The sequence below is a fragment of the Rugamonas rivuli genome (assembly GCF_009380165.1).
Taxonomy (GTDB): Bacteria; Pseudomonadota; Gammaproteobacteria; order Burkholderiales; family Burkholderiaceae_D; genus Rugamonas; species Rugamonas rivuli.
In genome coordinates this window covers 433,349-448,409 of sequence record NZ_WHUF01000005.1, presented here as the reverse complement: position 1 = coordinate 448,409, position 15,061 = coordinate 433,349, and the positions used below count along the sequence as shown (strand labels likewise).

General features: G+C 58.6%; 15 protein-coding genes. 13 read left to right on the top strand and 2 right to left on the bottom strand.

Going from position 1 to position 15,061, the window contains the following annotated elements; translation table 11 throughout:
• Positions 1-107 precede the first annotated feature (107 nt).
• From GEV01_RS20725 to GEV01_RS20695, 9 genes are all read left to right on the top strand, one after another.
• Positions 108-836, top strand: coding sequence for an SIMPL domain-containing protein (locus GEV01_RS20725; protein ID WP_152807425.1), 729 nt, complete (start codon positions 108-110; stop codon positions 834-836).
• Between the two features lie 16 nt (positions 837-852).
• A complete protein-coding gene (locus tag GEV01_RS20720; protein ID WP_152807424.1) occupies positions 853-1,353 on the top strand; it encodes a hypothetical protein in 501 nt (166 codons plus the stop codon).
• Between the two features lie 358 nt (positions 1,354-1,711).
• Positions 1,712-2,653, top strand: coding sequence for a hypothetical protein (locus GEV01_RS20715; RefSeq protein ID WP_152807423.1), 942 nt, complete (start codon positions 1,712-1,714; stop codon positions 2,651-2,653).
• Positions 2,654-2,775: 122 nt separating this feature from the next.
• Positions 2,776-3,654, top strand: coding sequence for a DUF6602 domain-containing protein (locus tag GEV01_RS20710; protein ID WP_152807422.1), 879 nt, complete (start codon positions 2,776-2,778; stop codon positions 3,652-3,654).
• A 265-nt stretch (positions 3,655-3,919) separates the two neighbouring features.
• Positions 3,920-4,063, top strand: coding sequence for a hypothetical protein (locus tag GEV01_RS30820; RefSeq protein WP_175023162.1), 144 nt, complete (start codon positions 3,920-3,922; stop codon positions 4,061-4,063).
• Between the two features lie 139 nt (positions 4,064-4,202).
• The gene (locus GEV01_RS30815) at positions 4,203-4,340 is read left to right on the top strand and encodes a hypothetical protein (RefSeq protein WP_008447073.1); all 138 of its coding nucleotides are present in this window, start codon (positions 4,203-4,205) and stop codon (positions 4,338-4,340) included.
• Between the two features lie 141 nt (positions 4,341-4,481).
• The gene (locus tag GEV01_RS20705) at positions 4,482-4,847 is read left to right on the top strand and encodes a hypothetical protein (protein WP_008447075.1); all 366 of its coding nucleotides are present in this window, start codon (positions 4,482-4,484) and stop codon (positions 4,845-4,847) included.
• Between the two features lie 83 nt (positions 4,848-4,930).
• Positions 4,931-8,380, top strand: a complete 3,450-nt coding sequence (locus tag GEV01_RS20700) for a response regulator (RefSeq protein ID WP_152807421.1) — start codon at positions 4,931-4,933, stop codon at positions 8,378-8,380.
• A gap of 103 nt (positions 8,381-8,483) precedes the next feature.
• The gene (locus tag GEV01_RS20695; RefSeq protein WP_152807420.1) at positions 8,484-10,046 is read left to right on the top strand and encodes a T6SS phospholipase effector Tle1-like catalytic domain-containing protein; all 1,563 of its coding nucleotides are present in this window, start codon (positions 8,484-8,486) and stop codon (positions 10,044-10,046) included.
• Positions 10,047-10,362: 316 nt separating this feature from the next.
• Here the strand turns inward: GEV01_RS20695 and GEV01_RS20690 are convergent, their stop codons facing one another.
• Positions 10,363-11,763, bottom strand: a complete 1,401-nt coding sequence (locus GEV01_RS20690) for a M16 family metallopeptidase (protein ID WP_070269578.1) — start codon at positions 11,761-11,763, stop codon at positions 10,363-10,365.
• Positions 11,764-11,767: 4 nt separating this feature from the next.
• Complete coding sequence (locus tag GEV01_RS20685) at positions 11,768-13,081, bottom strand: M16 family metallopeptidase (RefSeq protein ID WP_152807419.1); 1,314 nt, start codon at positions 13,079-13,081, stop codon at positions 11,768-11,770.
• A gap of 116 nt (positions 13,082-13,197) precedes the next feature.
• On the opposite strand from GEV01_RS20685, the gene GEV01_RS20680 reads away from it, so the two are divergent.
• Genes GEV01_RS20680 through GEV01_RS20665 form a run of 4 tightly spaced genes read left to right on the top strand, consistent with a single transcriptional unit; the run spans position 13,198 to position 14,980 of the window.
• Positions 13,198-13,677 (top strand): acyl-CoA thioesterase, encoded by a 480-nt coding sequence (locus GEV01_RS20680; RefSeq protein ID WP_373994897.1) that lies wholly within the window; start codon positions 13,198-13,200, stop codon positions 13,675-13,677.
• A 9-nt stretch (positions 13,678-13,686) separates the two neighbouring features.
• Entirely contained in the window at positions 13,687-13,965 is a 279-nt protein-coding gene (locus tag GEV01_RS20675; protein WP_008447084.1) for a KTSC domain-containing protein, read from the top strand.
• Between the two features lie 14 nt (positions 13,966-13,979).
• The gene (locus tag GEV01_RS20670) at positions 13,980-14,480 is read left to right on the top strand and encodes an SET domain-containing protein (protein ID WP_008447086.1); all 501 of its coding nucleotides are present in this window, start codon (positions 13,980-13,982) and stop codon (positions 14,478-14,480) included.
• An 11-nt stretch (positions 14,481-14,491) separates the two neighbouring features.
• Positions 14,492-14,980 (top strand): MgtC/SapB family protein, encoded by a 489-nt coding sequence (locus GEV01_RS20665; RefSeq protein ID WP_152807418.1) that lies wholly within the window; start codon positions 14,492-14,494, stop codon positions 14,978-14,980.
• Positions 14,981-15,061: the final 81 nt, after the last annotated feature.

The following is a 15,061-nucleotide window of genomic DNA, read 5'->3' as shown; positions in this document are numbered from 1 at the left end:
AGTGATTATTGTTGGAGTGGCAAATGGGTATGGAGCTGCTTTTTGCAAGTTGTTAAATAGTAAAAAGTGTTGGATACTCCAGTCTTTCGCCCATTTGAGGATGTCCGATGTTGAAGAAGCTCGCTTTTGCCCTGGCCTTGCTGCCGTTTGCCGTCCACGCGTCCGACCTGCCTGAATATCCCTTCATCCACGTCGCCGGCGAAGGCTTTCTGCGGCTGATGCCCGACATGGGCGAGATCGATTTCGACATCGCCGCCTACGACGCCGACACCAACGCTGCCGTGGCCGTGGTGCAGGCGAGGGTGGCGGAAATCCAGGCGCTGCTGGCCGAGCAGGGCGGCGACCCTGGCAAGGACACCGAGGCCGAGGTTTCTTTCGCCGACATGCGCAAGGAAATGCGCAAGCCGGCCAATCCCGATCCGAACGCCGCGCCCGACTACGAGATCCGCAGCGCGGTACACATCGTGGTGCGCGACCTGACCAAGTGGCGCGCAGTCATGCTGGGCCTGCTGGGCAAGCCGAATATCGACCACATGAGCACCAGCTTCGGCAAGAGCGACCGCATCAAGGTCGAGGCCGAGCTGACGGCCACCGCGATCAAGGATGCGCAGCGCCGCGCCGAGAACCTGGCGACCGGCCTGGGCAAGAAAGTGGGGGCCGTCACCGCCATCACCAACGGCCAGCTGCGCAACCTGACCAACGCCGTCGGCCTGCTGCCGACCGATATGCACAACAACCGTCGCGGCAGCAACGCCAAGGCGGGCGAGAAGGATTTCCTGACGATCCAGTCGCTGCAATGGTCGCAGACCGTGGACGTGATCTACCGTATCAAATAAGCCGAAAGGGTAGCGCATGTCGATCGTCAAACTCGTGATGGCGGCCCTGTTGGGACTGTGCTCGCTGGCGTCGGCCCAGGATGTGCTGCTGGTCGGCCACGTGCAGCGGGTCATCCTGCAGCCGTCGGGGACTGAGAATTGTCCGCCGCCTTGTCCTGTCGTGGCGCCGGTTCAGGCGAACGGCTTGCGCACCATCTGCGTCTATAACGGCGGAGGGTGTCAGACCATGGAGGTCAAGCCCGATCACGTCTATCGCGGCGAAACGGGCGGTGAGACACGGCAATTCAAGTCCCGCATCGGCGAATGGGGGCCGAGTTTTCCTGTGACCGAACAGGCGATCGTCGTCAGCCAGGAGGGCGGCTCCGTTTCCTGGTCGTTTGCGACAGAGCGGGATGGCAAGCTGCTCATCGACCCCAAGCGCCTGCGCAGCATAGGCGGGGTACCGACCTCGATAGTGGGCACAGAAGAATTGGTGGCGTTGGACGATGTATTGGCCCGCCTCGGCCGTGGCCGCTGACGGTGGCAGCGCTTCAATTGCTGGTAGGTGGCTTGCTTACACTTCGGTGACGGAAGGTGGCCAGGAGCGCAACGCATCGTTAGCGACTTGCCTCCGCACTCCGATGTGAAGATTTTTATACCGGCTGTGCTTTAGTGAACCAGCTAACGTCCTATTGCTGCCGCTCGTCTTGAATGTTCATCATAGCCCTCTTGCATGGAATTTTACTATGCGCCTGACCAGCAACTACGGCATGGAGAGGGTGGAAATTTGTGAGATTTTCATTTCGGCAAGATGGTATCCTTACTTATAGGGCCGGGTGGTCAATAGTAGAGTGGTAGGTAGCAAACAGCACCATATAAGCACAGGGAGGGGCAGGATGGACAGTTGGAAGTCTTTTGAAAAAGATGTAGCAAAATCTATTCGAGCTAACAGTATTATTTTCCTTCGTCGCGCTGCCAACGAGATTGCTGGGCATGACGATGACACTGATCAGGCATTTGATCACGAGACAGGTACTGTGGTAACCGTCTTAACTCAAATGGCTCTAGAGTTGGCGATGGTCGCCTACCTCGTCGAACATGACAAGGATGGGATTCGGTCAGTTATCGATAATGGTGACAAGTTAACTAACGAGCAGATTCGCCAAAAATGGCTGAACAATTCATTGCGCACCAAAAAATTTGAGGACAACAAAAAACTATTTAGTGAAAAACACAAAGGAGTCTGGGCGTCGTTCGATGGCATGATTGAGTCATTCCAGAGATCCCGAAACAAGATTGTGCACCTCCATTTTCATTTTTTGGAAGGCGATTTATACGACCTGAAATTTGAATCTATTTTCGTACTTATGCAAGTGGTTGCTTATTTTATTTATGGCAGCAAATACGATCACGCAGAAAACATAGCGAAGCTACTCTCCAAAGACACTCTGAGAAAATTAGTTAAGTTCCAACCTTATCAAAACTATGTGCGGGATCTGGCTAACGATTACGCATCGCCTGCATTACGCTGCATTATATGTCGCCAAAGAGCGTTTGCAGCTGGTTTTGAGCACAAATGCTTTTCATGTGGGTATGAAAGTATTGATACTAATTTAATCGATTGTCCAATTTGCGAAGAGCGTAGTATGATTTACGACAATCTTAACTTGCATCTTAATGAACGGATTAATGCATTGTGTTTAAATTGTGATAATAAAGGAGATGTATCACAGTGCAAATTTTGTGAAGAGGCATTTTTACACCCAGCTTTAGGGCCTTACTGTTCGCAAGATTGCATTGATGATGAAAGATCGAAGGCTCTTGATAACAAAATTTAGTTTTTTTATAATTTCATTCGGGATGGAATTGGTATCTACCCTGTCTAAGGATTGTTTCGCCCGGCTGCGCGCGTTGGCGCAGAATTTGAGTTAGCCAGTTTGTTAGGCACAAGGTGTTAAAAATGGATGGAAAGAGAATTCAAGACTATTGGTCGAGTGAGGTAGATGCACTCGTGAGAACGTATCAACAATTTGAAACGCTAATTCCTGCGCCGAAAGGGGATGGCGCACAGCATCGTGGGGAGGATGGCCGGTTCGTCGAAGACCTTATCAGAGAATATCTTAGTCGCTTCCTTCCAAGCGGGCTGGAGGTTCTTACCGGATTTGTTCTGCGTCCTGCGGTAAAGACTGGTGAAACCGGAAAGGAACGGAGCGGTGAAGTGGATTGCCACTCTACTCAGCTTGATATTATCGTCTTTGATACAAACAATTATCCCGTATTTCAGCGGTTTGGTAATAGCGTTATCGTCCCTCCTGAAGGTGTGGTTGCGATAATTTCCGTAAAAAAACATTTAAATGATGGTGATGTTAAAAGAGAATGCGATGCCTTATTTGAGGCCGCCACCCTCTGCGAGACTCTTAAATCAAATGATCGATCGGATAAAGTTCGCGGGCCCTATCTCGCTCTCATTTCAGCCAAGTCGAATATTGAAAAAACTAAAACTGATACTTTAGACTGGATATTCAATCAGGTGAATCTTGCTTATTCTGGAAAGAAAGAAATTTCCTTTGATAAGTTAATTGGGTTTATAGGTGCACTGGATGAGTGGAGCATATTTAAAAGGCGCCCGGATAAGAAAATTTCAAAAGCTGAGTATATCGGCTTTAAGCACCAAAACGGAGAATCTCATCTAGGGCTGCAATTTTTACTAACAGGAATACTTAGTGTGTTTTACGATGAAACGCGCCGAAATTTAAGGCGTCCAGGCTATACGGCGTTTCCTTCCAGTCGCCCTCATGACAGGAAGCTAGGAGAAATTCCGTGTACTTGCCTACGTTGACAACGTTATCCCCAATTCTATATCCAGATCGATTTTCCTAAGATCCCACATAGACACATGTACCTCAAAAACATTGATCAAGTGTCCGTTATGGGGCGGAAGCCGCCGTTAGCCGCCGGCAAAGCAGGTCAAACCTGATCTACGTCCCATAAACCATGCGACGGCCAGCGTGCGGTGACGCACGCTGGCCGCGCATCGCTTCCTTGTTTATCCGCCGTTTCCCCTAATCTGCTTCTTGAACCGCCCACTTCAGGAGGACAGCCCCATGAATATCCACGCCCACATCACCCCCGAGCCCGACATGCCGCCGCCCGAGCCGGAAAAAGATCCGCCGCCGGACAATATGCCGCTGCCCGACCAGGCGCCGATCGAAGAGCCTCAGCCCAAGCAGCCGCCGATCAAGACCTGAGTTTCCAACAGTGACAAAGTGTGATTGTTGTTGCTCGATGGATACATATTTTAAACTTTGTGTTGTCCGTCACACCGGCGTAATGAAAGAGTTTCTATAATTTAGTCAGGTCATCGTTTTTCCTCTCACGGAGAGCATCATGGGCAATTCCTTACACAACAAAATCTACCTCGGCCGTCGTAGCGTCGCCTTTAGTGCGAAGCGTGTCCAAGCCCTGATTTGTGTAGCGGCGTTTGCCACCATCGGCCTGATCTGGCTGGCGATTCGAGCGTTGTGAATCACACTTTATTCTCGTTTTGAAGCGGCCATGCCGCCTCCGGTCGCGTGCCGGAGGCGTGGGAGAGGCGCATTTTCTTGCCGTCGCTCCGCCGGGCGCGTACCATGAGGGCCGCAGCAGTCTCTTATGGAAAAAATGGCAATGAAGAACGAGAAATTAACGCAAGACGAATACAACGCACTCGATGAAGTGAAGCGCGGCATCAAGGGCGAACGCGTCAGCGCCTGCGTCGGCCGCAACACCAAGCGCCTGGCCGGCCTGAAGCTGTTCAGCATCGCCAAGAACGGCCGCATTTCCCTCACCGACAAGGGCGAGGAGCTGTTGTTCCTGCGCCGCTGCGTGCTGGGCTTGCGCGCCATCGAAGCCGATCCGGCCAGCCCGATCGATGCCGACGTCGCCCTGTTCCTGGGCAAGAAGTCGCACATCGTGCCGCGCGCCGAAGGCGGGTTCGCCATCAGCGACAAAGGCAAGGAGTCCTTGGCGGATATTGCCAGCCAGGGCTTGTAAAACAGAAAAACGCTCCGCCGGAGCGTTTTTTTTGCGTTATCGTAGAGCTATAAAACAAAACAAGAAGAGACCGCCCAGCCGCCATGAGATTGCGCACCCTGCAGAAGTTCCGGAAACTGTTCGGCATTCTCGTCGCAGCGGTCGCTGCGGTGCTGCTGTTGGTGTCGCTGTTCGTGGCCCACGTGCTGCAGGTCAGCCAGGAGCGCTACTACGCCAACGCCGCCGAAACGGCGCACAACCTGGCGGTCTCGCTGGAAAACTTCCTGCACTCGCATTTCGAAGAAGTCGACCTGGCCATGCGCCGCGCCGGTATTGAGTTCCGCACCATGCACGAGGCCGGCCGTTTCGACGACGAGAAGTTCAGCGCCTACCTGCGCACGCTGCGCGAGCGCATCCCCAACGCCCAGGCGGTGCGCGGCTCGGACGCCGCCGGCCGCGTGATCTATGGCGAACAGATCGACACTGCCCATCCGCAAGACCTGACCGTGCGCGAGTTCTTCCCGCGCGCCCAGGTCGAGCACGACCTGATCGTCGGCCTGCCGGTCAAGTCGCGCATCAGCGGCGAGTGGGTGCTGCCGCTGGTCTATCCGCTGGCCATGCCGGACGGCAGCTTCGGCGGCACCGCCTACGCGCTGATGAACAGCTCGCGCCTGACCACGCTGTTTTCGTCGCTGAACATCGGCCCCCACGGCTCCATCGTGCTGCTGGACGACCGCCGCCGCGTGCTGCACCGCTATCCCTTTGTCGAAGACATGGCGATCGGCACCACCATCAAGGTGTCGCCGCAGACCCAGACCATCCTGGAAGAGCACCAGAAGGGCGACACCTTCACCGTGTACAGCGCGCGCGACAACCTCGAACGCACGCTGAGCCTGGAGCGCATCGGCAGCTATCCGATCTATGTGGTGGTCGGGCTGGCCAGCGACGATTTCCTGGCGCCGTGGTACAGGGAGGTGCGCAACGCCCTGATCTTCCTCGGCCTGCTGCTGGCGTTTGCCGTGGCGCTGCTGGCCGGCGTGTGGTACGCGATGCGCAAGCAGTACCAGTCGGTGGTGCAGCTGCTGGAGACCGACCGCGCGCTGCAGGCGTCGATGGCGCAGCTGACGGCGTCGGAATCGCGCTGGCGCTCGCTGACCGAGGGCTTGCCGCAAATGGTATGGACCGTCACGCCCGAACTGCGGCTCGATTTCATGAGCCACCATTGGGAGCGCTTCAGCGGCGTGCCGGCGGAGCGGCTGATCGCGGCCGGCGACTGGTCGCCGGTGCTGCATGCGGAGGACCGGCCGGCGCTGCTGGCCGAGTGGCAGCGCGCGCAAGCCACCGGCGGCGCCTTCCGCTGCGATTGCCGGCTGCTGCGCTACGACGGCGTATGGCGCATCTTCGACAACCACGCGCTGCCGCAGAAGGATGCCGAGGGCAGGGTGCTGGGCTGGGTGGGCAGCAGCACCGACCACACCGAGGCGCGCGAGGCGCACGAGGCGCTGCTGCTGGCGAAGGAGGCGGCCGATCTGGCGGGCCGCGCCAAGTCTGAGTTCGTCGCCAACATGAGCCATGAAATCCGTTCGCCGATGAACGCGGTGCTGGGCATGCTGCAACTGCTGCAGCAGACCGAGATGAGCGAGCGCCAGCAGGATTACGCGGCCAAGGCCCATGCGGCCGCCAGCGCCTTGCTGGGCCTGCTCAACGACATTCTCGATTTCTCCAAGGTGGAGGCGGGCAAGCTGGCGCTCGATCCGCATCCGTTCCGGCTCGACAAGCTGTGGCGCGACCTGGCGGTGATTTTGTCGGCCAATGTCGGCGCCAAGAATATCGAGGTGCTGTTCCACATCGACCCGCAACTGCCGGCGCTGGTGGTGGGCGACGCGCTGCGCTTGCAGCAGATCCTGCTCAACCTGGCGGGCAACGCCATCAAATTCACCGAGCGGGGCGAGGTGGTGCTGTCGGCGCGGCTGATGGAGCGCAGCGGCAGTGCGTTGTCGGTCGCCTTTGCCATCCGCGACTCCGGCATCGGCATCTCGGAAGAACAGTGCTTGCGCATCTTCGACGGTTTCTCGCAGGCCGAGGCATCGACCGCGCGCCGCTACGGCGGCACCGGCCTGGGCCTGGCGATCAGCCAGCGCCTGGTGCGGCTGATGGGCGGCACGCTGAGCGTCACCAGCGAACTGGCGAAGGGCAGCGTGTTTGAATTCATCGTCGACCTGGGTGTGGCGGAGGCGCAGCCGGAAGCGCAGTCCGTGCCGCCAACCGATCAGACTTCATTGAGCGGCCTGAGTTGCCTGGTGGTGGACGACAACCCGACCGCGCGCATGGTGCTGCGCGAGATGGCGCTGTCGTTCGGCTGGAAGGTCGACGTGGCGGAGGGCGGCCATGAAGCGCTGGCGGCCGTCGGCGAACGGGTGGCGCGCAACGAGACTTACGACGTGGTCTTCATCGACTGGCGCATGCCGGCGCTGGACGGTTGGGAAACCAGCTGCCATATCCGTCGGCTGGCGCCGCCAGGCAAGCTGCCGCTGATCGTGATGGTGACGGCGCACGACCGCGAACTGCTGGCGCAGCGACATCTGGAAATGGAGCCGGTGCTGGATGGCTTTGTCGTCAAGCCGGTGACGGCATCGATGCTGTTCGACGCGGTGGCCGATGCGCGCATGGAGCAGCGTGCGCCGCTGGCCGCCGTCGCGCTGCCGTCGATGCGTCGGCTGGAGGGCTTGCACTTGCTGCTGGTGGATGACAATCCGGCCAACCAGCAGGTCGCCAGCGAGCTGTTGAGCAATGATGGCGCGGAGGTCGAGGTTGCCAGTTCGGGAGCGATGGCGATTGCCGCCGTGTCACGCCCCGGGCCGCTGCCGGATTTGATTTTGATGGATATCCAGATGCCGGAGATGGATGGCTACGAAGCCACATCGGCGATCCGGCGCAAGCTGGGCGCGAAGGTGCCGCCCATCGTGGCGATGACGGCCAACGCCATGCCCGCCGACCGCATCGCCGCGCTGGATGCGGGCATGGTCGATCACATCGGCAAGCCTTTCGATCTGGCGCAGTTGATTGCGGTGATACTGAAGCATGCGCGGCGACACAGCGCAGCGCCGGTGGCGGCAGGTGGCGCCGGTGCTGCTGCAACCGCGGCGACTGCCGCCATCAACGCCAGTGCCGCTGCGGCCGGTGCTGTGCCGCTGCCGGAAGCAGGCATCAACAGCGCGGCCGCGCTGAAGCGCCTGGGCGGCCTGCACTCGGTCTACCTGATGGCCTTGAGAAGTTTTGTGGGGGAGGCGGGCCAACTGTCGGGGCAACTGCAAGCTGCCCATGCCGGTGGCAACGCCGGTGCGGCCCTGCCACTACTGCATACGCTCAAAGGCTTGGCTGGCACGGTGGGCGCCGACCGCCTGGCAGGATTATCGCAACTAGCTGAGCTGGCGCTGAAGGCCGGAACCGGCGATGCAGCCTGGGATCAACTGACCCTGGTACTGGACGCCGTCCCCGGTGTGCAGAACGACGTCGAACACTTGGTGCGCCAGTTGGATCCAGCCGGCGCCTGACGTCCACTGGACTCGGCCTAGTGGCACTCAAAACTTGGGTGAACAGTGATAATTTGGCGTTTCAACTGCTACTCAGCAGCGATCTTGAACGAATACTGTGACTATGAACGTACTCGAAGCAGACTACATGTCAGACCATCCGTATTTTGTTTGGCCGTTGGAGTTACCGCCACTCGCCGGAGGCATGGATACCTTTGGCCAACTAGAAGTGTGGGCTTTGGCCAAGTTAAGGTACAAGGTTTATAGAGAACTCGATAAAAACGAAAAGTGCATGCTCGATTTGGAATGGCAGGAGCGGGCTGCCCGTTTTGGTATTTACAGCCAGAGACCCAGCTTAGCGAAGACTCTATTTCAAGAGTATATGAAGGAACTCGACAAACGCGGATACGTCAGATGGCTACGTGCCAGAGAACTCCCTTCGGCACCGCCCCTTCCTGTGCAGGTTCCACCACACAAAGTGATTGTTTTTTTTGCAGATGGAACGCAAAACGGATTCGATCGCAAGAAGACATGGCCCAGTACAGATGTTTTCGCATCAAATGTCTTGAAGATGTATAGGTGGCTTGATGGTGCCGAAATCACAAATACTCAACATCAAAACGTGGAGAGCGAGCGCATTCTTCTTGACACAAAAGGGGCGCAAGCTCAAGTTGCAAAATACCTGCATGGCGTAGGTAATCACCAGAATTTTATCTCCAGCAGCATCTGTTCCATGGGGGGCTCCGGCCTCATTGCCCGTCTGATTCGTGGCTATACCTTCATATCACGTCACTATTGTCCCGGAGATAAAATCGTGTTGATCGGTTTTAGCAGGGGCGCATACACCGTGCGGGCTCTTGCAGAATGGATCATCGCAAATGGCTTGCTCGAACGCGACGAAAAATTCCCCATGACGCGAGAGGCCGCGTATAAGAAGGCCGCTGCCTCCTGGACTGAGTGGCAAAGAGGTAGATCGAAAGCTGACGCGCAAAAGGAAATTGAGGCAATGGGTTTTTGGAAGGAGCTCAAGAGAGAGCTGAGACGTTTGCCGCCATTCTTTCGTGGTCCTGTGCCGGTGTTAACTGGGCCTGTCCCAGTCGACACTGTGGCTGTTTGGGACACTGTTGGATCGCTTGGTTTCAATCGGAAGTTGGACCGATCACCAGACGGACAATTTCTGCGAACGGATCTCGCTAAGCTTACTGACGAAGTCTTGCCCCAAATGATAGGACGAGGAATTCAGGCGCTCGCTCTCGACGAACAGCGGGTCGACTTCACCCCAAGCTTGTGGGCCAAGGGGCAGAAAAGGATTACACAATGTCTTTTCCCTGGCGCGCATTCGGACGTTGGTGGTGGTTACAAGGAGTCAGAAAGCGGATTGTCGGACGGTGCACTCATCTGGATGCAGCAACAGTTGGAACAGTATAAGGTTCTGAAATTTGGGAGCCGGCCGGCAAACATTCGCCCTGACGCCTTTGCCGCGGCTCACCGCCCTTGGGTCGAGACGCCATTTCGGTTCTTCAGGAAGTCACAACGAAGCTACCTCGGTAGGAGTGACATCGAGCTTCACGCATCGATCAGCGATCGCTACCATTGCTTCGCGGTGCAGGCCTGCTCAAAGTCAATGTTCACGCAATACCGTCCACCCAATATACCCTATCAAATCCCAGGCGGCCCCCGCCCTTAACTGGTGAAAGTTCCGACGTTCGTCGCTCGCCCATCAATTACCAGACATCAAGCAACAGCCATATAAAATCATCCTGAGGCTAGCCTGGTTCCTTGGTGAAGGTAATTGCATCTTTCGAAATAGGCGGTGTTTGACAAGCAGTGAAGAACGACATAAACATCATGAGAAATAAGATGTGCTGCATAAGACCCTTCATAAATTGTGCGTGCAAAAAAATTCGTCGGAGCTATTGAGGGCTGGCACAAGGCCAACCCTTTGATTTCAACGCTGCATAAACTGCCGGGTCTTTCGTGAGTCGACCACGGCGTCCAACGGATTATTGCGGCTGGAAACCATCTGCGCTGATTTGCAACTCGGTCACTTCGCCATAAGTCTTAGCGATATCCCGAATAGCATCAGCTTTCCCCACCAGCACGGTTTGCAGCTTGGTGCGCGGGAAGTGTTTGTCCACCAGCGCCTTGGCGCGTTCCGGCGTCAGGCTATCCACATCCTTCATGAAGTTGTCGATCTGTTCGCGGCCCACTTTGGACGCGTACATATCGCCCAGCAAACCAGCCAACTGCTCGCTGGTCTCGTAGCGCGGCGGGAACTGGCCCTTGACGTAGGCCTTGGCCGATTCCAGCGTCGCCTTGTCGATGCCCTTGTCCCACAGACGCTGGTAGGTCTTGTGCGCCAGCGCCAGCGCAGCCTCAGTCTTCGGCAGCGCGGTGAAGCTGGAGATGGCGAAGGTGCCGGTCTGCGACAGCGTTGCGAACTCGCTGCGGGCGCCGTAGGTCAGGCCCGAGTTGACGCGCAACTCATCATTCAGCCACGACGTGAAGCGGCCGCCGACGATGGTGTTGAGCACTTGCAGCGGCACGTAGTCCGGATCATTACGCGCGATACCCACGCCGCCGATCAGGAAGGTGGTTTCGATCGCATCAGGCTTGTTGACCAGCCACACGCGCGCCTTGTCGGCCTGCACCTTGCCGTTGTCCTGCTGCGGCAGCGCCGGACCGCTGGCTTTCCACGCACCGAACAGCGATTCGATCTGCTTGCGCATCTCGGCCGCCTGGAAGTCGCCGACCACGATGATGGCCGCATTGTCCGGACGGTAGTAGTGCTGGTAGTAACCCTGCACGTCGCTCTGCTTGAGCGCGCTGACGCTGCTGACCGTGCCGCTGGCCGGGATCGCATACGGCGACGTGCCGAACAGCATGGCCTTGTAGTAGTTGCCGACCACATTGCGCGGCGCTTCCTTGGCCTGCTTCAGGCCGTTGACCTTGCGGTCGCGCAGCTTGACCAGCTCGGCTTCGTCGAAGCTCGGCTGCTGGATGATCTCGGCGAACAGCGGCAGCAGGGTAGCGCTGTCGGCGCGGGCGAAGTTGGCTTGCACGGTGCTGGCTTCGGTACCGGCGCCGCCGGCCAGACGCGCGCCGCGGAAGTCGAAGGCCTGGTCGATGGCGGTCTTGTTGTGGGCTTTGCTGCCCAGCAGCAGGGCGTCGCCGGTCAGGTTGGACAGGCCGGGCTGCTTGGCGTCGTTGACGGCGCCGGCCTTGACCACGGCGCGCACCGAGATCAGCGGCACTTCGTGGCGCTCCATCAGGTAGACGGTCAGGCCGTTGGGCAGGGTGACGGTGTCGAAGGCCGGCAGGCGGAAATCGGCGGCGCCGGCCAGCGGCGCGGCGGCCATGGTCGCCAGCACGGCGGCGGCCATCACAGTTACTTTGGTGCTCATGTAATCAATCCTCCTTCGCAGCCAGCACGCCGACGGTGCGCTGCGATTTTTTCAGGTATTTGGCGGCGACGGCCTGGATATCGGCCGGCGTCAGTTTTTCGTAGGCGGCCGGGGCGTCGAACATTTTCTTGTAGTCGCCGAAGAACACCTCGTAATTGCCCAGCTGCTGTGCCTTGCCGTTGATGGTTTCCTGTTCGCGGTACAGGTTCAGCAGCTTCTGGTTCTTGACCTTTTGCAGCTCGTCGGCCGATACGCCTTCCTTGATCAGGCGGTCGACTTCGGCCAGCAGCGCTTGTTCCAGCTGGGCCGGCGCGGTCTTGGCGGTGGCCACGGCCGACAGGTACAGCAGGCCCGGATCGAAGCCGTCCATGCTGCTGGCGCTGACCTGGGTGGCCAGCTGCTGCTCGACCAGGGCCTTGTACAGGCGCGAAGTCTTGCCGTCGCCCAGTATGCTTTGCAGCACTTCCAGCGCGTAGTAGTCGGCGCTGTTGGCGGCCGGAACCTTGTAGGCGATCACCAGGTTGGCCGAGGTGGCCGATTCCTTGGCGACGAACAGGCGGCGTTCACCCTTCTGTTCAGGCTCGACGGTGCGCACGGCCGGCGGCAGCGCGCGCTTCGGAATGCTGCCGAAGTATTTGGTGGCCAGCTTTTTCACCTCGTCGGTCTTGACATCGCCGACGATCACCGACACCGCATTGTTCGGCGCGTAGTAGGTGGTGAAATAGCGCTGCAGGTCGTCCTGTGTCCAGGCCTTGATGTCGGACTCGTGGCCGATCACCGGCCAGGAATACGGATGGGCCTGGAAGGCGACGCCGTTGATTTCCTCGTGCAGCGCGCGGATGTTGGAGTTCTCCAGGCCGGTGCTGCGTTCGGACAGCACCACGCCGCGCTCGCTGGCGACCATTTTCGGGTCGATCGACAGGTGGGCGATGCGGTCGCTTTCCAGCGTGAAGATGGTTTCCAGCGACGAGGCCGGGAACCAGTCCTGGTACACGGTCAGGTCGTTGCTGGTGTAGGCGTTGTTGGAGCCACCCTTGGCTTCCATGGTGCGGTCGAACATTTTCGGGCCGAAGTTTTTCGAGCCGTTGAACATCATGTGTTCGAAGAAGTGCGACAGGCCGGTGATGCCGGGCGCCTCATTGCGCGAGCCGACCTTCCAGAACGTGTACATATTGGCGTTGGGGATGGTGTGCGACTCCAGCACGATGAACTTCATGCCGTTGGCCAGCGTGAAGGTGTGGACCTCGTCAGCCGTGACGGCTTGGGCGGTGGCGGCCATGCCGAGCATGACGCTGGCGGCCAGGACTTTCCATTTCATGAGTGCTCCTTTTTGCGTGAAGCGCAAAGCATACGATAAAGTTAGTTGTTTTTGATAACTATTTGCGAATGACGACATGAGCGGATAGCATGTAGAAAACAACTAGGGAGTATGCAATGGAAAAACCGATGAGCTGGACCGCCCATGAACTGAGCATGACCGTGCTGATGACGCCGGACATGGCCAATTTCTCGGGCAACGTCCACGGCGGCACCATCTTGAAGTACCTGGACAGCGTGGCCTACGCTTGCGCCAGCCGTTATTCGGGCAGTTATGTGGTGACGCTGTCGGTGGACCAGGTGATGTTCCTGCAGCCTATCCACGTGGGAGAACTGGTGACGTTCCTGGCCTCGATCAACTACACCGGCCGCACGTCGATGGAGGTGGGCATCCGCGTGGTGACGGAAAATATCCAGCAGCGTCTGGTGCGGCACGCCAATAGCTGCTACTTTACGATGGTGGCGGTGGACGAGAGCCGCAAGCCGGTCGAGGTGCCGGCGCTGGTGCCGGAAACCACCGAACAGAAGGAGCGCTGGGACCAGGCCCTGCTGCGCAAGCAGGCCCGTCAAATGGTGCATGGAGCTCGCAAAGCCTGAGGAGGCTGTATGGAAATGAAGCGCATCAATGCCGGCAAGCTGCGCGCCATCGGGTACGATGCGCGCGACCGCATGCTGCGGGTGGAGTTCGACGACGGCAGCGCCATCGATTACTCCGGCGTGGGCAACGAGGTGTGGCGCAAGCTGTCCACATCGGGCGCCGCGTGGAGCTACTACCGCGATAATATCGAGGATGAATTCACCGGACGGCGCGACGTGGTGCGCAAGCCCACCAGCCGCGCCGACCTGGAAGACCTGTTCAAGCCGCCCGGCGGCGATGCCACTTAACCTAATCTGTATTTATGCTCACTGAAAACGTCCTGGAAAGTTCCGCAGTATTGTCCGACCAACTGGCTTACGTCGTCAGGACGTCGCCGGTGCATGGCCGCGGCGTGTTCGCCAACCGCGACATCGCGGTCAGCGAATGCGTGATCGAGTACACGGGGCGCGAGATCCCGTGGTCGGAGGCGCTGGAGCGCGCGGCCGCGCAGAACATGCCGCACAATCACACCTTCTTCTTCAGCCTGGCCAACGGCAACGTCGTCGACGGCGGCGATGGCGGCAACGAGGCGCGCTACATCAACCACTCCTGCGAGCCGAACTGCCAGGCCATCGAGGACGAGGGCCGCATCTACATCTACGCGCTGCACGATATCCGCTGCGGCGAAGAGCTCAGCTATTCCTATCCGCTGATCTACGAAGGCCGCCACACGCCGGCCATCAAGCGCTCCTTCGCCTGCCACTGCGGCGCGCCGGGCTGCACCGGCACCATGCTGGAGCCCAAGAAACGGCGCCGTTCCTGAGGCCTTCACAGATGCTGGACTATTGGGATATCACGGCCCGTCTCGCCATTGCCTTGCTGTTCGGCTGCATCGTCGGCCTGGAGCGTAACTTGCGCGGCAAGCCGACCGGCATGAAGACGCTGGGCCTGGTCGCGCTCGGCGCCGCGCTGGTGACGATGGCCAGCATGCAGTTTGCTCCGCTGGATAGCGAATACGGCCGCGACGCCTTGAGCCGCGCGGTGCAGGGCGTCATCACCGGTATCGGCTTCCTTGGAGCCGGGGTGATTGTTTTCCACGCGGAGACGTCCAAGATCAAGGGCCTGACCACGGCCGCCTCGATCTGGGTGACGGCGGGCATCGGCATCGTGTGCGGCATGGGCGCATGGCGGGTCGCCGGCATCGGCTTGATCCTGGTGATGCTGCTGTTCCTGCTCGGCCACCCGCTGGAGCGCATGCTGCACAAGCGCTGGCTGGGTAAAAGCGAGAACGAGCGGGCGGACATCGACTTGCACGACGAATAGCGAAACTTGATTGTTGAATGTCAAAAAGGAGAGGCCACGGCAGTGACATGATCGCCAACTTGTACGGCTAACTTGCCGAGG

Coding starts and splice junctions, on each gene's coding strand:
- GEV01_RS20670 (WP_008447086.1), top strand. CDS start 13,980: ATGCTCACTGAAAACGTCCTGGAAAGTTCCGCAGTATTGTCCGACCAA.
- GEV01_RS20675 (WP_008447084.1), top strand. CDS start 13,687: ATGGAAATGAAGCGCATCAATGCCGGCAAGCTGCGCGCCATCGGGTAC.
- GEV01_RS20690 (WP_070269578.1), bottom strand. CDS start 11,763: ATGAGCACCAAAGTAACTGTGATGGCCGCCGCCGTGCTGGCGACCATG.
- GEV01_RS20720 (WP_152807424.1), top strand. CDS start 853: ATGTCGATCGTCAAACTCGTGATGGCGGCCCTGTTGGGACTGTGCTCG.
- GEV01_RS20665 (WP_152807418.1), top strand. CDS start 14,492: ATGCTGGACTATTGGGATATCACGGCCCGTCTCGCCATTGCCTTGCTG.
- GEV01_RS20680 (WP_373994897.1), top strand. CDS start 13,198: ATGGAAAAACCGATGAGCTGGACCGCCCATGAACTGAGCATGACCGTG.
- GEV01_RS20710 (WP_152807422.1), top strand. CDS start 2,776: ATGGATGGAAAGAGAATTCAAGACTATTGGTCGAGTGAGGTAGATGCA.
- GEV01_RS20695 (WP_152807420.1), top strand. CDS start 8,484: ATGAACGTACTCGAAGCAGACTACATGTCAGACCATCCGTATTTTGTT.
- GEV01_RS20685 (WP_152807419.1), bottom strand. CDS start 13,081: ATGAAATGGAAAGTCCTGGCCGCCAGCGTCATGCTCGGCATGGCCGCC.
- GEV01_RS20715 (WP_152807423.1), top strand. CDS start 1,712: ATGGACAGTTGGAAGTCTTTTGAAAAAGATGTAGCAAAATCTATTCGA.
- GEV01_RS20705 (WP_008447075.1), top strand. CDS start 4,482: ATGAAGAACGAGAAATTAACGCAAGACGAATACAACGCACTCGATGAA.
- GEV01_RS20700 (WP_152807421.1), top strand. CDS start 4,931: ATGAGATTGCGCACCCTGCAGAAGTTCCGGAAACTGTTCGGCATTCTC.
- GEV01_RS30815 (WP_008447073.1), top strand. CDS start 4,203: ATGGGCAATTCCTTACACAACAAAATCTACCTCGGCCGTCGTAGCGTC.
- GEV01_RS20725 (WP_152807425.1), top strand. CDS start 108: ATGTTGAAGAAGCTCGCTTTTGCCCTGGCCTTGCTGCCGTTTGCCGTC.
- GEV01_RS30820 (WP_175023162.1), top strand. CDS start 3,920: ATGAATATCCACGCCCACATCACCCCCGAGCCCGACATGCCGCCGCCC.